Source organism: Streptomyces roseoviridis (assembly GCF_039535235.1).
GTDB lineage: Bacteria > Actinomycetota > Actinomycetes > Streptomycetales > Streptomycetaceae > Streptomyces > Streptomyces roseoviridis.
On the sequence record NZ_BAAAWU010000001.1, the window covers coordinates 2,759,329 to 2,774,633 of the forward strand.

Annotated in this window: 15 protein-coding genes; 9 read left to right on the forward strand and 6 right to left on the reverse strand. The window is 73.2% G+C overall.

The features are described 5' to 3' along the window. Positions 1–6: 6 nt before the first annotated feature. Together ABD954_RS12225 and mca are read right to left on the reverse strand one after the other, a co-directional pair. On the reverse strand, positions 7–243 hold the full coding sequence (locus tag ABD954_RS12225; RefSeq protein ID WP_345485987.1) for a hypothetical protein: 237 nt from the start codon (positions 241–243) through the stop codon (positions 7–9). Continuing rightward, positions 236–1,117, reverse strand: coding sequence for a mycothiol conjugate amidase Mca (mca, locus tag ABD954_RS12230; protein WP_345485988.1), 882 nt, complete (start codon positions 1,115–1,117; stop codon positions 236–238). The genes ABD954_RS12225 and mca overlap by 8 nt, the downstream gene beginning before the upstream one ends. Before the next feature lie 97 nt (positions 1,118–1,214). Between mca and ABD954_RS12235 the strand changes: the two genes are divergently transcribed. The 4 genes from ABD954_RS12235 (at position 1,215) to ABD954_RS12250 (ending at position 7,201) form a co-directional block, all read left to right on the forward strand. Continuing rightward, a complete protein-coding gene (locus tag ABD954_RS12235; RefSeq protein WP_345485990.1) occupies positions 1,215–1,616 on the forward strand; it encodes a DUF4307 domain-containing protein in 402 nt (133 codons plus the stop codon). Positions 1,617–1,816: 200 nt separating this feature from the next. Next, on the forward strand, positions 1,817–2,314 hold the full coding sequence (gene greA / locus ABD954_RS12240) for a transcription elongation factor GreA (RefSeq protein WP_345485992.1): 498 nt from the start codon (positions 1,817–1,819) through the stop codon (positions 2,312–2,314). Positions 2,315–2,452: 138 nt separating this feature from the next. Further along, the gene (locus ABD954_RS12245; RefSeq protein ID WP_345485993.1) at positions 2,453–4,843 is read left to right on the forward strand and encodes a protein kinase domain-containing protein; all 2,391 of its coding nucleotides are present in this window, start codon (positions 2,453–2,455) and stop codon (positions 4,841–4,843) included. A gap of 21 nt (positions 4,844–4,864) precedes the next feature. Continuing rightward, positions 4,865–7,201, forward strand: a complete 2,337-nt coding sequence (locus ABD954_RS12250) for a protein kinase domain-containing protein (RefSeq protein WP_345485995.1) — start codon at positions 4,865–4,867, stop codon at positions 7,199–7,201. A gap of 141 nt (positions 7,202–7,342) precedes the next feature. Here ABD954_RS12250 and ABD954_RS12255 read toward each other — a convergent pair whose 3' ends face one another. The 3 genes from ABD954_RS12255 to ilvA all read right to left on the reverse strand — a co-directional run bounded on the left by ABD954_RS12255 (position 7,343) and on the right by ilvA (position 10,555). Next, positions 7,343–8,098, reverse strand: coding sequence for an ABC transporter permease (locus tag ABD954_RS12255; protein ID WP_382745893.1), 756 nt, complete (start codon positions 8,096–8,098; stop codon positions 7,343–7,345). A gap of 47 nt (positions 8,099–8,145) precedes the next feature. Continuing rightward, positions 8,146–9,189 carry an ATP-binding cassette domain-containing protein gene (locus ABD954_RS12260; protein ID WP_345485998.1) on the reverse strand — a complete coding sequence of 348 codons (1,044 nt, stop codon included), beginning with the start codon at positions 9,187–9,189 and terminating at the stop codon, positions 8,146–8,148. 133 nt (positions 9,190–9,322) lie between these two features. Continuing rightward, on the reverse strand, positions 9,323–10,555 hold the full coding sequence (gene ilvA / locus ABD954_RS12265) for a threonine ammonia-lyase (RefSeq protein WP_345486000.1): 1,233 nt from the start codon (positions 10,553–10,555) through the stop codon (positions 9,323–9,325). Positions 10,556–10,735: 180 nt separating this feature from the next. Between ilvA and ABD954_RS12270 the strand changes: the two genes are divergently transcribed. From ABD954_RS12270 to ABD954_RS12280, 3 genes are all read left to right on the forward strand, one after another. Then, positions 10,736–11,263 (forward strand): MarR family winged helix-turn-helix transcriptional regulator, encoded by a 528-nt coding sequence (locus ABD954_RS12270; RefSeq protein ID WP_345486002.1) that lies wholly within the window; start codon positions 10,736–10,738, stop codon positions 11,261–11,263. A gap of 125 nt (positions 11,264–11,388) precedes the next feature. Next, entirely contained in the window at positions 11,389–11,835 is a 447-nt protein-coding gene (locus tag ABD954_RS12275; RefSeq protein ID WP_345486003.1) for a sigma factor-like helix-turn-helix DNA-binding protein, read from the forward strand. Continuing rightward, positions 11,832–12,083 carry a hypothetical protein gene (locus ABD954_RS12280; protein WP_345486005.1) on the forward strand — a complete coding sequence of 84 codons (252 nt, stop codon included), beginning with the start codon at positions 11,832–11,834 and terminating at the stop codon, positions 12,081–12,083. The genes ABD954_RS12275 and ABD954_RS12280 overlap by 4 nt, the downstream gene beginning before the upstream one ends. A 112-nt stretch (positions 12,084–12,195) precedes the next feature. On the opposite strand, the gene ABD954_RS12285 is transcribed toward ABD954_RS12280, so the two are convergent. Continuing rightward, entirely contained in the window at positions 12,196–13,350 is a 1,155-nt protein-coding gene (locus ABD954_RS12285; RefSeq protein ID WP_345486007.1) for a cystathionine gamma-synthase, read from the reverse strand. Positions 13,351–13,423: 73 nt separating this feature from the next. On the opposite strand from ABD954_RS12285, the gene ABD954_RS12290 reads away from it, so the two are divergent. Continuing rightward, positions 13,424–14,527, forward strand: a complete 1,104-nt coding sequence (locus tag ABD954_RS12290) for a tetratricopeptide repeat protein (RefSeq protein ID WP_345486009.1) — start codon at positions 13,424–13,426, stop codon at positions 14,525–14,527. A gap of 71 nt (positions 14,528–14,598) precedes the next feature. Beyond that, positions 14,599–15,258, forward strand: a complete 660-nt coding sequence (gene msrA, locus ABD954_RS12295) for a peptide-methionine (S)-S-oxide reductase MsrA (RefSeq protein WP_345486011.1) — start codon at positions 14,599–14,601, stop codon at positions 15,256–15,258. Positions 15,259–15,305 lie beyond the last annotated feature (47 nt).

Consider the following 15,305-nt stretch of genomic DNA (forward strand, 5'->3'; position numbering starts at 1 on the left):
TGGGGGCTAGTCCTTCGCCGGGCCCTTGGTCGTGGGGGCGGCGGCGGCCGGGTCCGGGGCCTCGACGAAGTCGACCTTGTGCATGTGGCGGTTCATCGACTTCATCAGCATCCAGACGGCCAGCGCCAGAACGGCGAAGACGACGAACCCGAGGACGCCGGGGGTCACCTTGTTCTTGTCCAGTTCCTCGGCGGCGAAGGGGACAAGCTGGGTCAGTGCCAGGTGTGCGCTCATGTCAGGCATTGTCCCGGATGCCGGCGAAGAGGTCGCTCTCGGGGAGGGAGGTGTCCACGAGGGACTTGCTGAGCTCGTACTCCTCGGTGGGCCAGACCTCCTTCTGGATCTCCATGGGGACCCGGAACCAGCCGCCGTCGGGGTCGATCTGGGTGCGGTGCGCGATCAGCGCCTTGTCGCGGGTCTCGAAGAACTCCGCGCAGGGCACGAAGGTGGTGAGCGTCCGCTCCTTCCGCGAGAACTCGTCCCAGCGCTTCAGCCAGTCCCCGTAGGGGGACTCCAGGCCCCGGTCGAGGAGGGCCTGGTGCAGGGCCTCGGTGCGGGGACGGTTGAAGCCCTGGTTGTAGTAGAGCTTCAGCGGCTGGAAGGCCGGGCCGAACTCGTCCTCGGGGTACTTCTCGGTGTCGGTCGCGCCGTCGAAGGCCACCATCGTGATCTTGTGGGTCATGATGTGGTCCGGGTGCGGGTACCCGCCGTTCTCGTCGTAGGTCGTGATGACCTGCGGACGGAAGGAACGGATCTTGCGGACCAGCCGGCCGGCGGCCGCGTCCACGTCCTCCAGGGCGAAGCAGCCCTCGGGCAGTGGGGGCAGCGGGTCTCCCTCGGGCAGGCCCGAGTCGACGAAGCCCAGCCACTCCTGCCTGACCCCGAGGATGTCGCGGGCCTCGTCCATCTCCTTGCGGCGGACCTCGTGGATGTTGGCCTCGATGTAGGGGTCGCCCTGGAGCTTCGGGTTGAGGACGGAGCCGCGCTCACCGCCCGTGCAGGTCACCACAAGGACGTCCACCCCCTCGGACACGTACTTGGCCATCGTCGCCGCGCCCTTGCTCGACTCGTCGTCGGGGTGGGCGTGAACGGCCATCAGTCGCAGCTGCTCAGTCAAGACTCGATCCTCAGTGATTCGTCGCCTAGGGAGGTCTCTATAGTGACGGAATCGGGGGAGGGAAAATTCCGGCCCCCCGGCAGCGAGAGGAACGATCATGAGCGCGGTGCGAGAGCAGCTGCCCGAGGGGCGTTACGGGCGCTCCGCGGACGAGCGCGCCGACCGCAAGCTCAAGATCGCCGGCGCGGTGCTCGGCACCCTCTTCCTCGCCCTGCTGGGCTGGTTCGGCTGGTACTACGTCGTCGACAACAAGATCAGCGCCGAGATGATCAAGTTCGACGTGGTCTCCGACTCCGAGGTCCAGGTCCACCTGGAGATCCGCAAGGACGACGGCGCCCGGGGCGTCTGCACGCTCCGCTCGCGCTCCGAGGACGGGGCCGAGGTGGGCCGCAAGGACGTGCGGGTCGACGAGACCGGCACCCGCGTCGACCGGGTCTACGCGATCCGCACCACCGCGAGGGCCACCACCGCCGAGCTCATCGGGTGTACGCCCCGGTAGCGGTGGGTAGGGAGCCGGGGTGGAGCCTCGGCGAGTCACCTCGGTGACCTGGGGTGACGTGAACTCCGTGGTTTATGTCCTCCCGCTTTTCGCCACTCATTGTTAGGCTCGTGGTTTCGCCCGTTCGAAAGACCGCCCTTGAGGTGCCGGTTTTTCGCGCAGGGCGAGCTTTGTATTCCCAGTACCTACGAGGAGCACCTGTGACCCAGACCAGCGACAACGTCACCTGGCTCACCCAGGAGGCGTACAACAAGCTCAAGGACGAGCTTGAGTACCTGTCTGGTCCCGCGCGTACCGAGATCGCCGCGAAGATCGCCGCCGCGCGCGAGGAGGGCGATCTGCGCGAGAACGGCGGGTACCACGCGGCCAAGGAGGAGCAGGGCAAGCAGGAGCTCCGGGTCCGGCAGCTCACGCAGCTCCTGCAGAACGCCAAGGTCGGCGAGGCCCCGGAGGACACCGGTGTGGTCGGACCCGGCATGGTCGTGACGATCGCCTTCGACGGCGACGAGGACGACACCCTGGAGTTCCTCCTGGCGTCCCGCGAGTACGCGAGCGACGACATCGAGACGTACTCCCCGCAGTCCCCGCTGGGCGTCGGCGTGATCGGCAAGGCCGTCGGCGACGAGGCCGAGTACGAGCTGCCGAACGGCAAGACGGCCATGGTGAAGATCCTCAGCGCCAAGCCGTACACCGGCTGACACCGCCGGCACCCACCCCCGCCGTCGCGCGTCAGGGCCGGATCCCGCACGGGGTCCGGCCCTTCGCCATGCTCATGCTGACGTTCGAGTGCCCGTGTCATGATCAAGGGCGTCGGCCGCAGAAGGGGGACGGGGCAGATGCTGGGACCGCTGCGCGAGGGCGCGCCACGGAGGATCGGTCCGTACGAGGTGCTCGCGCGGCTGGGCGCCGGCGGCATGGGCGAGGTGTACCTGGCCCGGCGCGACGCCTCGGGGGCGTTCTTCGCCGTCAAGACCGTGCGGCGCGACCTCGCCGGAGATCCCGCCTTCCGCGACCGCTTCCGCCGCGAGATCAAGGTCGCCGCCCTGGTGCGCAGCGCGTACGCCGCCGCCCCGGTCGGCGGGGACGCCGACGCCGAGGTCCCCTGGCTGGCCACCGCGTACGTGCCCGGCCCCAGCCTGTCCCAGGCCGTCCGCCGCGCCGGGCCGCTGCCCGTCGCCACGGTCCGGGCGCTCGGTGCGCGGATCGCCCGGGCCCTCGCCGATCTGCACGGCGCCGGGGTGCTGCACCGCGACCTCAAGCCGGGCAACGTCATGCTCGCCGCCGACGGGCCCCGCCTGATCGACTTCGGCATCGCCCGGGCGAGCGGCGCCACCACCATGACCGCGACCGGGCTCATGGTCGGCACGCCCGCCTTCATGTCGCCCGAGCACGTCGCCGGCGCACGGCACGTGACCGGGGCGTCCGACGTCTTCTGCCTGGGCTCGCTGCTCTGCTACGCGGCGACCGGCGAGGACCCCTTCGGTGACGGGCCCGTGGCGGCCGTCCTCTACCGCGTCTCGCAGGCCGAGGCCGACCTGGGGCGGCTGCCCGAGGACCTGCGCGCGGTCGTCGCGTCCTGCCTGGCCCGGGACCCGGCGGACCGGCCGGCGCCCCAGACGCTGGTGGAGCTCCTCGGCGGCGACACCGGCCGCCCGCCCGCGTGGCCGCAGGCCGTACGGGAACACATCGGCGCGTACGGGACGGAGCTGGCCCAGCTCGTCGCGTCCGGCGGCCCGCTCCTGGAGGTGCCGGCCGCGCCGGCCCCGGCGCCGACGGCCGGTCCGGGCCTGCACCAGGCCCCGACCCTGCCGCCCGCGGCCCCCGCCACCGCACCCCCGCCGCGCCGGCGCCGCCGGGCCCTGCTCGCCGCCGTGACGGCCCTCGCCGTCCTGGGCGGCGGCCTCGGCGCGTATCTGCTGTGGCCAAAGGAGGAGCCGAAGCGGCCGGTCACCGCCGGTCCGCCCGCCCCCGCCGGGCCGCGCGTGCCCGGAGTGGACGACCGGGGCCTCGCCGACGCCTCCGGTGTCGTGCCGCAGTACGCGGCCCAGCGCCCGGCCGGCTGGAAGCCCTGGCGGGCGAAGCTCACGGCACCGGCGTTCGGCTGCTCGGCGAACGAGAAGGCGCTGGTGTGCCGGACGACCGACGGCTGGTACGAGGCGCTGGACCCGGCGAGCGGCAAGAAGCTGTGGGAGGCGAACCTCGGCGAGGGCAAGCGCGGCGGCTTCAGCTACATCCAGGACCACGGCCAGTGGTGGATCGCCGACGACGCCACCCGGCCGACCGTCCACGACACGGCCGTGGTCCTCGCCGCGGACGGGAAGCTCCAGGTGCGCGACGCCCGTACCGGCACCGTCCGCTGGGAGAAGCCCGCCAAGGGCACCCAGGGCCCGGGGACCCGGCCCCTCGTCGGGGACGGCGTCGTCTTCGTGGCGACGAAGAGCACGACGACGTACGAGAAGGACCGCACCGGCATGGCCGCGTACGCCCTCGCCGACGGCCGGCAGCTGTGGTCGAAGGAGCTCACCAACAACGAGATCGACTTCTCCTCCGACCGCCCCTACGAGCCGGTCGCCTACGCGGCCGGGCGGGTCTACGCCCTGAGCGACCGCGGGCTCCTCGCCTACGACGGAAGGAGCGGCGCCCTGCTCGGCGAGGTCGACCGGGAGGCGAAGACCTGCGAGGAGGTGAAGGTCCTCGGATCCTCGGCGTACTGCGTCAGCACCCCGCACGTCGTCGACGCCGAACAGCGGCTGCACCTGCTGGACGCGGCCACGCTCGCCACGAAGGGAAGCGTGCCCGCGCCGGTCGGGAAGCTTCGCCTGGACGTGGTCGGCGCGCGGGTGGTCGTCGGCTTCGACGACGGCGGGCTGACGGTCCACGCGACGAAGGACGGCGCCCGGCTCGGCTCGTACCCGCTGAAGGACACCACTCCCCCGGGTCTCGAACAGGCGCTCTCCACACCGCTGCTCGCCGGGGACCAGGTGGTGTACGCCGACTACTCCGCCCTCTACACCCTGCGCCTGGGCCCGGACGGCAGGCCCGGAGACCTCCGGGTCACTCCGGTGCCCGGAGCGCCCGGTCCGCGCGCCGAGGAGGACGAGCGCGACCCCGACTACGGGATGCTCTTCGAGAGGATGATCCGGCAGCCGGAGGTGCTGCCGGTCGGCCAGATCGCCTATCTCGTGTACGACAAGGGCGCCGTCATCGCGGTCGAGCTGCCCGAGTGATCTGCTGAGAGGACGACTTCGGTGCTGGAAGCACTGCTCGGCGGGCCCCCGCGGTTCGTCGGACCCTACCGGCTCCTCGCCCGCCTCGGCGCGGGCGGCATGGGGGAGGTCCACCTGGCCTGCCGGGCGGACGAGCCGACGGCCGATCCGTACCGGATGGTCGCGGTGAAGACCGTACGGGAGGACCTGGAGGTCGACGGGGACTTCCGGACCCGGTTCCGGCGCGAGATCACGGCGGCGCGGGCGGTGAGCGGCCCCTCCGCGGCACGGCTCGTCGACGCGGACGCCGACGCGCCGACGCCGTGGCTTGCGACGGAGTACGTGCCCGGCCCGTCGCTCGCCGAGGCGGTCACCCGCTCCGGGGCACTGCCGGCCGGGGCGGTGCGGGCCCTCGGGGCCGCGCTGGCGCGGGCCCTGGAGGCGGTGCACGGCGCGCAGGTGCTGCACCGGGACCTGAAGCCGGCGAACGTGCTGCTCGGGGCCGCCGGACCGAAGCTGATCGATTTCGGGATCGCGCAGGCCTTCGAGGCGACGGCGCTCACCTCGACGGGGCTGGTGGTCGGCTCGCCCGGTTTCATGTCGCCGGAGCACCTGACGGGCAGCCGGGCGGTGGTGCCGGCGTCGGACGTGTTCTGTCTGGGTGCGGTGCTGGCGTTCGCGGCGAGCGGGCGGGGGCCGTTCCAGGACGACGAGATGGCGGCGGTGTTCTACCGGATCAGCCGGGCCGAGGCCGAACTGTCCGGGGTTCCGGAGGAGTTGCGGCCGGTGGTGGAGCGTTGTCTGCGGCTCGACCCGGCGGAGCGGCCGACGGCCGCGGAGCTGGTGGAGCTGCTCGGCGGCGGGGCGGCGCCGGAGGTCTTTCCGTGGCCGGGCCCGGTGCTGTCGCTGCTCGCGGAGTACGGGGAGGCGGCGCGGCGGGTCGGCGAGGCGGCCTCGTCGGGGGCGGGCGTGGCGGATCTGCCGACGCTCGGGCCGGTGGTGCCCTACTCCCCCACGGCGGCCGGCCACCGGCCCGCCGCGCCCCCGGCCGGGGAGGTGCGACGCCGGCCGTGGGGGCGGATCGCGGTGGCGGCGGTGGCGGTGGCGGCGGTCGCCGCGACGACGCTCGTGGTGGTGCTGAACCGGCAGGACGCGCGGGCCGGCGGCACGGAGGGCGGGGCGCCGGCCGGCAGCGCGTCCCCGTCCGTCTCCGTCTCCGGCTCCCCGGCGCCGAAGACGCTGGACCGGGTGGTCCTGCCGTACGGCGGCGAGGGGCATCCCGGCGACTTCGGCGCGGCGGGCACGGACCGCGCGTCGCGCCCGGCGGGCTGGTCGCCCTGGACCACCGAGGTGGACGGGGGTGTCGCCGGCTGTTCGCTGGCTCCCGAGGTGCTGGTGTGCGCGGGCAGCGGGGGCGCGGCGGTGGGGCTGCGGGCGGCGGACGGCCGGCGGCTGTGGTCGGTGCCGCCCCGGCAGGCGCCCGAGGACTTCGGGGTGTTCTCGTCGCCCGGGTATCCCGCGGTCGTCGGCGACACCGCGTACATCACCGGCCGGGACGGCGTCTCGGCCTACGGCATCGAGGACGGCGCACAGCGCGGGAGGATCGCCGCACCGGGGAGCGAGTGGGCGCACAAGGGCTCGGACCTGCGGGGCTCGGTCCTCTACTCCAGCTTTCTGCACCGGACGGACGAGCGCAGGGGCCTCGTCACGGCCGTGCGGCTCGACGGCAGGGGCGGGGGCGCGGAGCTGTGGCGCAGCGAGCTCGACGGCATCCCGGAGCAGGTGGTCGTGGCGGGCGACCGGGTGTTCGTGCCGGTCGGGGTCACCACGCCGGTGGCGCTGGACGCGGACACCGGCAGGGAGGCGGCCCGGGGCGCGCGGGGCGTGGACTGCGGCGGGATGGTCGTGCACGGCGGGTCGGTGCTCTGCTCGGCGGCCCAGGACGGCGGGGTCGCGGTGCTCGACGCCCGCACCCTGCGCCTGGAGCGCACCCTGGGCGCGGGCCTGGAGATCACGGGCGACCCGGCGGTGAACGCGGACGGGACGGTGGCCGTGCTGAGCGCCGGCACCGTCGACGGCGAGGTCGTGACCTACGACCTGGCCAGCGGCCGCGAGCTGCGACGGGCGGCGGTCGGCGCCTTCGACCGGTTCGCGAGCCGGGTGTACTTCGCGGGCGACCGGCTGGTGGTCGCCAGCAAGAAGGAGGTGCGGTCCCTGCCCGCCTCGGGGCCGGTGGGAGAGCGTGACGTCGAGCGCTTCGACGCCGTCCTGCCGGACGGCGTCGACGCCGAGGCCCTCGTCCCCTACGAGGTCCTGATCGCGGGAGGGGCGCTGTTCCTGCCCTTCGACAACCTGGTGGTGTCGGGCTATCTGCCGTGAACCGTGGGTCCGGCTCACGGCGCCCGGGTCAGGCCGGCCTGTTCGAGCCCGGGTCACGCCGGCGTGACCGAGGCCGGGTCAGGCCGGCCTGTTCCTGCCCGGGCGGGCCGGCATGACCGAGCCCGGGTCACGCCGTCTGGGTCAGGCCGTCGCCGAGCGGTACTTCCGCACCGCCAGCGTGCGGAAGACCGCGATGATCAGCACGGACCAGATGACCGACGCCCAGACCGGGTGCTGCATCGGCCAGGCGTCCGAGGTCGAGACGCCCGGGTTGCCGAACAGCTCCCTGCATGCCTGGACGGTCGCGCTGAAGGGGTTCCACTCGGCGATGTGGCGCAGCCAGGGCGTCATCCGGTCCGAGTCCACGAACGCGTTCGAGATGAACGTGACCGGGAACAGCCAGATGATCCCTCCGGACGTCGCCGCCTCCGGCGTGCGCACGGACAGGCCGATCAGCGCGCCGATCCAGGTGAACGCGTAGCCGAGGAGCAGCAGCAGGGCGAAACCGGCCAGGACCCTGCCGGCGTTCGTGGGCTCCGCGGAACCGGTGCGCCAGCCGACGATCAACGCGACGATCGCGAGGACGAGCAGGGTGATGGTCGTCTGCGCGAGGTCGGCGACGGTGCGGCCGGTCAGGACGGCGCCGCGCGCCATGGGCAGCGACCGGAAACGGTCGATGATCCCCTTCTGCATGTCGTCGGCGATGCCGGCCGCCGATCCCGCCGTGGCGAAGGTGACCGTCTGCGCGAAGATGCCCGCCATCAGGAAGTCCTTGTAGACGCCCGCGTCGGTGGTGCCGCCGATCGTCATGGACCCGCCGAAGACGTACGTGAAGAGGACCACGAACATCACCGGCTGGATGACCCCGAACAGGATCATCTCGGGAATCCTGGTCATGCGGATCAGGTTCCTGCGGGCGACGACCAGGGAGTCGCTCAGTGCGGTCACTTCGCCGCCTCCTTCGCCTTGGCGCGCCTGCTCCGGGCGTCCCGGGGCGGGGTGTCACCGCTGTCGCCGTTCTCGTCCTCGGCCCGCTCGGCGGTGTGTCCGGTGAGGGAGATGAAGACGTCGTCGAGGGTGGGGCGGCGCAGTCCGATGTCGTCGATCTCCACGCCGACGGCGTCGAGGTCGCGGATGACCTCGGCGAGCAGCTTGGCGCCGCCCGCGACGGGGACGGTCAGCCTGCGGGTGTGCTCCTCCACGGAGATGTCGCCGTGGCCGATGCCGGCGAGGCCGTAGCGGGCGAGGACCTCGCGGGCGGGCGAGATCATCTCCCGTTCGTGGACGACGACTTCGACGCGCTCGCCGCCGGTTCGGGCCTTGAGCTCGTCGGAGGTGCCGCGGGCGATGACCTTGCCGTGGTCGACGACGCAGATGTCGTGGGCCAGGTGGTCGGCCTCTTCCAGGTACTGGGTGGTGAGCAGGAGGGTGGTGCCGCCCGCGACCAGCTCCTGGATGACCTCCCACAGCGCCTGGCGGTTGCGGGGGTCCAGGCCGGTGGTGGGCTCGTCCATGAACATGACGGGCGGGGAGACCACGAGGGCGGCCGCGAGGTCGAGGCGGCGGCGCATGCCGCCGGAGTAGGTCTTCGCGGGGCGGTCGGCGGCGTCGGCGAGGCCGAACCGCTCGAGCAGTTCGCCCGCGCGGGCCTTCGCGCTCTTCGCGTTCATCTGGTAGAGCTGTCCGACCATCTGGAGGTTCTCACGGCCGGTCAGATACTCGTCGACGGCGGCGAACTGCCCGGAGAGGCCGATGGAACGCCGCACCTCGTTGGGGTGCTTGAGCACGTCTATGCCGGCGACCACGGCTCTGCCGCTGTCCGGTTTCAGAAGCGTGGTGAGGACGCGCACGGTGGTGGTCTTCCCCGCCCCGTTCGGGCCGAGAAGGCCCAGGACGGTGCCCTCGGGTACGTCGAGGTCCACGCCGTCCAGAGCTCGTACGTCGCCGAAGGTCTTCACCAGACCTTCGGCGTGGATCGCGCCTGGCATAAGGGGTCTCCCACATGATCGAGGCGGTTTTGAGCGTTTCTGTCCAAGTCTAGGAACGCCGAGCGGCCCCCGCCCGGCGGTTTCGTGACCCGGACCACACGCTAACGCGATACATCGCGACACGCCAGCGGTTTCAGAGCACCGTGTAACCCGCGTCCCGCAGCGACGCGGCGACCTCCTCGCAGTGCTCCGGCCCCTTCGTCTCCAGGTGCAGTTCCACCTCCGCCTCCGTGAGCCCGAGCCGCGGGTCGGTCCGCACGTGGCTGACGTCCAGCACGTTCGCGTCCACCACCGTCAGCACCGCGAGCAGCGTCGCCAGCGCGCCCGGCCGGTCCGTCACCTTCAGCCGCAGGCTCAGGTAGCGGCCCGCCGCCGCCATGCCGTGCCGCAGGATCCGCTGCATCAGGAGCGGGTCCACGTTCCCGCCGGACAGCACCGCCACCACAGGCCCACGGCCCCGGAACGCCTCCGGCTCGGCGAGCAGCGCCGCCACCGGGCTCGCGCCGGCCGGCTCCACGACCAGCTTCGCCCGCTCCAGACACAGCAGCAGCGCCGAGGAGAGCGCGTCCTCCGAGACCGTGCGGACCTCGTCCACGTACTCCCGGACGATTCCGAACGGCACGTCGCCCGGACGCCCCACCTTGATCCCGTCCGCCATGGTCACCGGCGACTCGACCGCCACCGGATGCCCCGCCGCGAGCGAGGGCGGGTACGCGGCCGCGCCCTCCGCCTGCACGCCGACCACCCGCACATCCGGCCGTACCGACTTCACCGCCAGGCCGATCCCGGCCGCCAGGCCCCCGCCGCCGACGCCCACGACGATCGTCCGCACCTCGGGGCACTGCTCCAGGATCTCCAGGCCCACCGTGCCCTGGCCCGTGATGATGTCCGGGTGGTCGAAGGGATGGATGAAGACCGCCCCGGTCTGCTGGGCGTACTCCTCGGCCGCCGCCAGCGTCTCGTCCACGACGTGCCCGTGCAGCCGCACCTCCGCCCCGTACTCCCGGGTCGCCGCCACCTTCGGCAGCGGGGCGCCCACCGGCATGAAGACCGTCGCGTGCACCCCGAGCAGGGCCGAGGCCAGCGCCACGCCCTGCGCGTGGTTGCCGGCCGAGGCGGCGACCACCCCGGCCGCCCGCTGCTCCGGACGCAGTCCCGCGATCCGCACGTACGCGCCGCGCAGCTTGAACGAACCGGTCCGCTGGAGGTTCTCGCACTTGAGGTGGACGGGCGACCCCACCAGCGACGACAGATGGCGGCTGCCCTCCATCGCGGTCACCCGCGCCACCCCGGCGAGCATCTTCTGCGCCCCCCGTACGTCGTCGAGCATCAGCGGGTGCAAGGGGCCTGGCGTACGGAAGCTCATGACATGAAGTCTCGCAGTTCACGGGGGTCCCGGCCGCCCGGGGAGCACCCCCGCCACCCGGTCCACACCCCCGTCGCACCCGGGTTCGTATCGGATCGCGCAGCGCCGGTACGGACCCGGGCCGGTCCGCGTACTCTGTCCCCCACCAACCGACCACCGCACGAGAGAGCCACCACAGCCATGCCCACATCTCAGGACATGACGACTGAGCTTGACCCCGGTCTCCTCGACGCCCTCCAGCACCAGGTGGCCGTCTTCGCCCGGCGGGCCGAGCAGACCCGGCTCGGCGGCACCGGGCAGCTCCGCAACTCCATGGACCGCGCCGCCTACCTGCTGCTCAACCGGCTCGACCAGGAGGGCCCGATGGGCGTGAAGGCGCTCGCCGCCGGCATGGGCATCGACTCCTCGACGGTCACCCGCCAGGTCGCCCCGCTCGTCGACACCGGCCTGGTCAAGCGCACCTCGCACCCCGAGGACGGGCGCGCGGTCGTGCTCCAGCTCTCCCCGCGCGGCCAGGCCCGCCTGGAGGAGGTCCGCGCCTCGCGCCGCCGTCTGATGGCCGAGGTGACCGACGGCTGGACGCCCGCCGAGCGCGAGTCCTTCTGCACCCTGCTCACCCGCTTCAACTCGGCCCTCTCCGCTCGCCAGTCGGGCCTGCCCGCCGGCCGCGAGGACGACGGCGGCACCGAACGGGAGACCACCCGCTAGACCGGCCGCGGGACCGGGCGCGGCACCGGCCGGGAGACCACCCACGAGACGGCCGCGGGGGCCGGCCGGGAAGAGTCCGTGCCGACGTCTTGACCGGGCGTGCGCACCGGCCTCTATATGAGGACGTGCGCGAGTCGAATCATGGCCACCATGACGAGAACGCCGCCCGCACCCGGGAGTTCCACGCCTTCGCGGCCGGGGCGTCGGGCCGGCTGCTGCACGTCGCCACGCTGCTCACCACCGAGCCCGCGCGCCGCAATCCCCTCGCCCAGGACCTGCTGACGGCCTCCCTCGCCCACACCTACGCCCACTGGGACCGGCTGCGCGGCGAGGACCCCTACGAGGTCACCCGCGCCTGCCTCGCCGCCCGCTTCGCCCGCACCGCCTGGCGCCACCACCGCGGCCGCGGCGGCGTGCTGTCCGCGCTCACGCCGCAGGAACGTCTCGTCGTCGTGCTGCGGCTGTACGAAGCGGTACCGGAGGAGCGGACGGCCGCGCTCCTCGGGCTGCCCGAGGAGCGGGTGCGGGCCGTCTGCGCCCGGTCGGTCAGCGCACTGCGGGCGGCCTCGTGAGCCGCCACGACCGCAAGGAGGACGAGGTCCGCCGCATGCTGCGCGCCGCGCAGCCGCCCGTCCCCGCCGACCTCGCCGCCCGGGCGGTGACCCGCGGCACCCGCCTGCTGCGCCGGGACCGGCTGCTGCGGAGGGTCGGCTGGGCGCTGCTGGCGGCGGCGGTCCTCGCCTTCGTCGCCTGGGCGTCCGCGACCCGGCCGTGGGAGGTCCCGCCGGCGGCGACCACTCCCCCGCTGGAGGGGTGGTGACCGGGGTCTGGCCGCCGTGCCGGCTCGGAAGCCGGCCAGGAAGCCTGCTCGGAAGGCGGCTCGGTAGCCGGCCAGGAAGCCGGCCCGGCGGGAGACCCCGGTCGCTCCCGGACTAGCCCAGCGCCTCGCGCAGGTCGGCGAGCAGGTCGTCGACGTTCTCGATGCCGACCGAGAGGCGGACCAGGTCCGCCGGGACCTCCAGGGCCGAGCCGGCGACGCTCGCGTGCGTCATGCGGCCCGGGTGCTCGATCAGGGACTCGACGCCGCCGAGGGACTCGCCGAGGGTGAAGAGCTTGGCGCGGTTGCAGACCTCGACGGCCGCCGCCTCGCCGCCCTCGACGCGGAAGGAGACCATGCCGCCGAAGGAACGCATCTGCTTGGCGGCGACCTCGTGCCCCGGGTGCTCCGGCAGGCCCGGGTAGAGGACCTGGGTGACCTTCGGGTGCTGGGTCAGCATCTCGACGATCTTGCCGGCGTTCTCGCTGTGCCGGTCCATGCGCACGGCGAGGGTCTTGATGCCGCGCAGCACGATCCACGAGTCGAAGGGACCGGCCACCGCGCCCATCGCGTTCTGGTGGTACGCCAGTTCCTCGCCCAGCTCCGCGTCGGCCGTGACCAGGGCGCCGCCGACGACGTCGGAGTGGCCGCCCATGTACTTGGTGAGCGAGTGGACGACGACGTCCGCGCCGAGCGCCAGCGGCTGCTGGAGGTAGGGCGAGGCGAAGGTGTTGTCGACGACCAGCTTCACCCCGGCCTGGCGGGCGACACCCGCGACGGCCTCGATGTCGGTGATGCCGAGCAGCGGGTTGGAGGGGGTCTCGACCCAGATCAGCTTCGTACGGTCGTTGATCGCGCCCCGCACCGACTCGACGTCGGAGGTGTCGGCGACGGAGAAGTCCACGCCCCAGCGCTCGACGACCTTGGCGAAGAGGCGGAAGGTGCCGCCGTAGGCGTCGTTGGGGATGACCACGTGGTCGCCGGGGACCAGCAGGGTGCGCAGCAGGCAGTCCTCGGCGGCGAGGCCGGAGGCGAAGGCGAGACCGCGCCGGCCGCCCTCCAGGGCCGCGAGGTTCTCCTCGAGGGCGGTGCGCGTCGGGTTGGCGCTGCGGCTGTACTCGTAGCCGCCGCGCAGCCCGCCCACGCCGTCCTGCTTGTAGGTGGACACCTGGTAGATGGGCGGGACGACCGCGCCGGTCAGCGGGTCGGCGGTGTTGCCCGCGTGGATGGCGCGGGTCTCGAAGCTCTGGTGGGTGTGCTGGTCGCTCATGAGTCAGGAGCGTAGTCCGCGCCGGGCCCGGTCGCCGCCTCTTGTCCCGGCCGGTGTCCTGGACAATGGACACATGGAGATTCTCTGGTTCCTGATCGCGCTCGGACTGATCTTCGGCGTCCTCGGCCCCTACGTGCTGCGCCGGCGCGGCGGCGGCATCCGGCAGGTGGCCCCCGGCTCGCCCGACGCGGCGGACCCGGAGGCGTACGGGTTCCTGCGGCAGGAGGAGCAGGACGTGCGGCTGCCGGGGCCGGACGGGGATCTCCTCGACGTGCTCGACGTGGTGCAGGCGACGCAGGACTGGCGGGCCGCCTCGCAGCTGCTCAAGGGCACGGAGAAGGAGGGCGAGACGCGCTGGCAGCGGGTGCAGGCCTTCGCGGGCGCGGCTTCCCTGGAGCTGGCGGAGCGGCCGGGCGCGGGAGGCGCGTGGCTGCGCTCGTGGCGGGCGGAGGCGCCGAAGGACCCGGGCGGCGCGCAGGTCTACGCGGAGTTCCTGGTGCAGCAGGCGTGGCGCTCCTCGTCGGCCGGCGCGCAGGACTTCCGGGTCATCCTGGAGGAGGCCAGGGCGGCGTGCGAGCAGGCGGCGCTGCTGGCGCCGGGTGACCCGGTGCCGTACATCTCGGAACTGGCGGTGGCGCGTGGACTGGCTTACCCGCCGGAGGAGTTCGACCGGCTGTGGGCGAAGGTGATCGACCGGGCGCCGGAGCACATGGGGGCGCATCTGGCGGCGCTGCACTACTGGTGCGGGAAGTGGCACGGTTCGCGTGAGGAGGCGGACCGTTTCGCCACGTCGGCGGCGGCCCGTGCGCCGCGCGGTTCCCTGCTCGCCGCGCTGCCCCTGTTCGCGGTGTTCGAGAACCGGCCGGAGCTCGTGCTCGGTGACTTCTACCGTACGGCGGTGGTGACCCGGGCCGTGGAGGGCGCCCTGTACGCGGTGCACTCGGCGCGGCCCGACGACCCGATGCTGGCGCACGTGCGCCATCTGCTGGTGCCGTTCCTGATGGGGGCGGAGCGCTGGAGCGAGGCGATGGAGATGCTGGTGCGGGTGGACGGCCACGTGGGCGCGCTGCCGTGGACGCTGGAGGAGGACCCGGCGGCGGCGTACACGGCGCACCGGAACCTGGTGGTGGCCGGCTATGAGGCGAGCGGGGGCAGCCCGGCGACGCTGCGGCGGTAGCGGTCCCCCCGGGAATCCCCGGGGTGCGGGGGACGTTGTGCCTTTCGCCGACCGTCGAGGAGAGATGCAGCATGTTCCTGTCCCGCACCCCCGTCCTCCCCACTCCCGACCAGGCCCTGCGCGGGCGTCCCGAGCCCGAGTTCCAGGTCCCGGAGCGCCACACGGTGCTCGGCACCCCGCTCCTCGGGCCCTACCCGGAGGGCCTGGAGGTCGCCGACTTCGCGCTGGGCTGTTTCTGGGGCGCCGAGCGCAAGTTCTGGCAGACCGACGGCGTCTACACGACCCTCGTCGGCTACCAGGGCGGCCACACCCCGAACCCGGTGTACGAGGAGGTCTGCTCGGGCCTCACCGGCCACACCGAGGTCGTCCGCGTGGTCTTCGACCCGGCGAAGGTCTCGTACGAGCGCCTGCTGAAGCTCTTCTGGGAGTCCCACGACCCGACGCAGGGCTTCCGCCAGGGCAACGACGTCGGCACCCAGTACCGCTCGGCCGTCTACACCCACTCCCCCGAGCAGGCCGAGGCGGCCCGGGCGTCCCGCGACGCCTACCAGAAGGTCCTGACCGGCTCCGGCTACGGCACGATCACCACCGAGATCCTCCCGGCCGAGGACCGCGCCTTCTACCCGGCCGAGGGCTACCACCAGCAGTACCTGGACAAGAACCCCGCCGGTTACTGCGGCATCGGCGGCACGGGCGTGTCCTGCCCGATCGGGGTGGCGAAGGCGGAGTAGGGCACCACCGGCGCCCACAGGGCCGGCCTCACTCGGCAGGCGCCCGC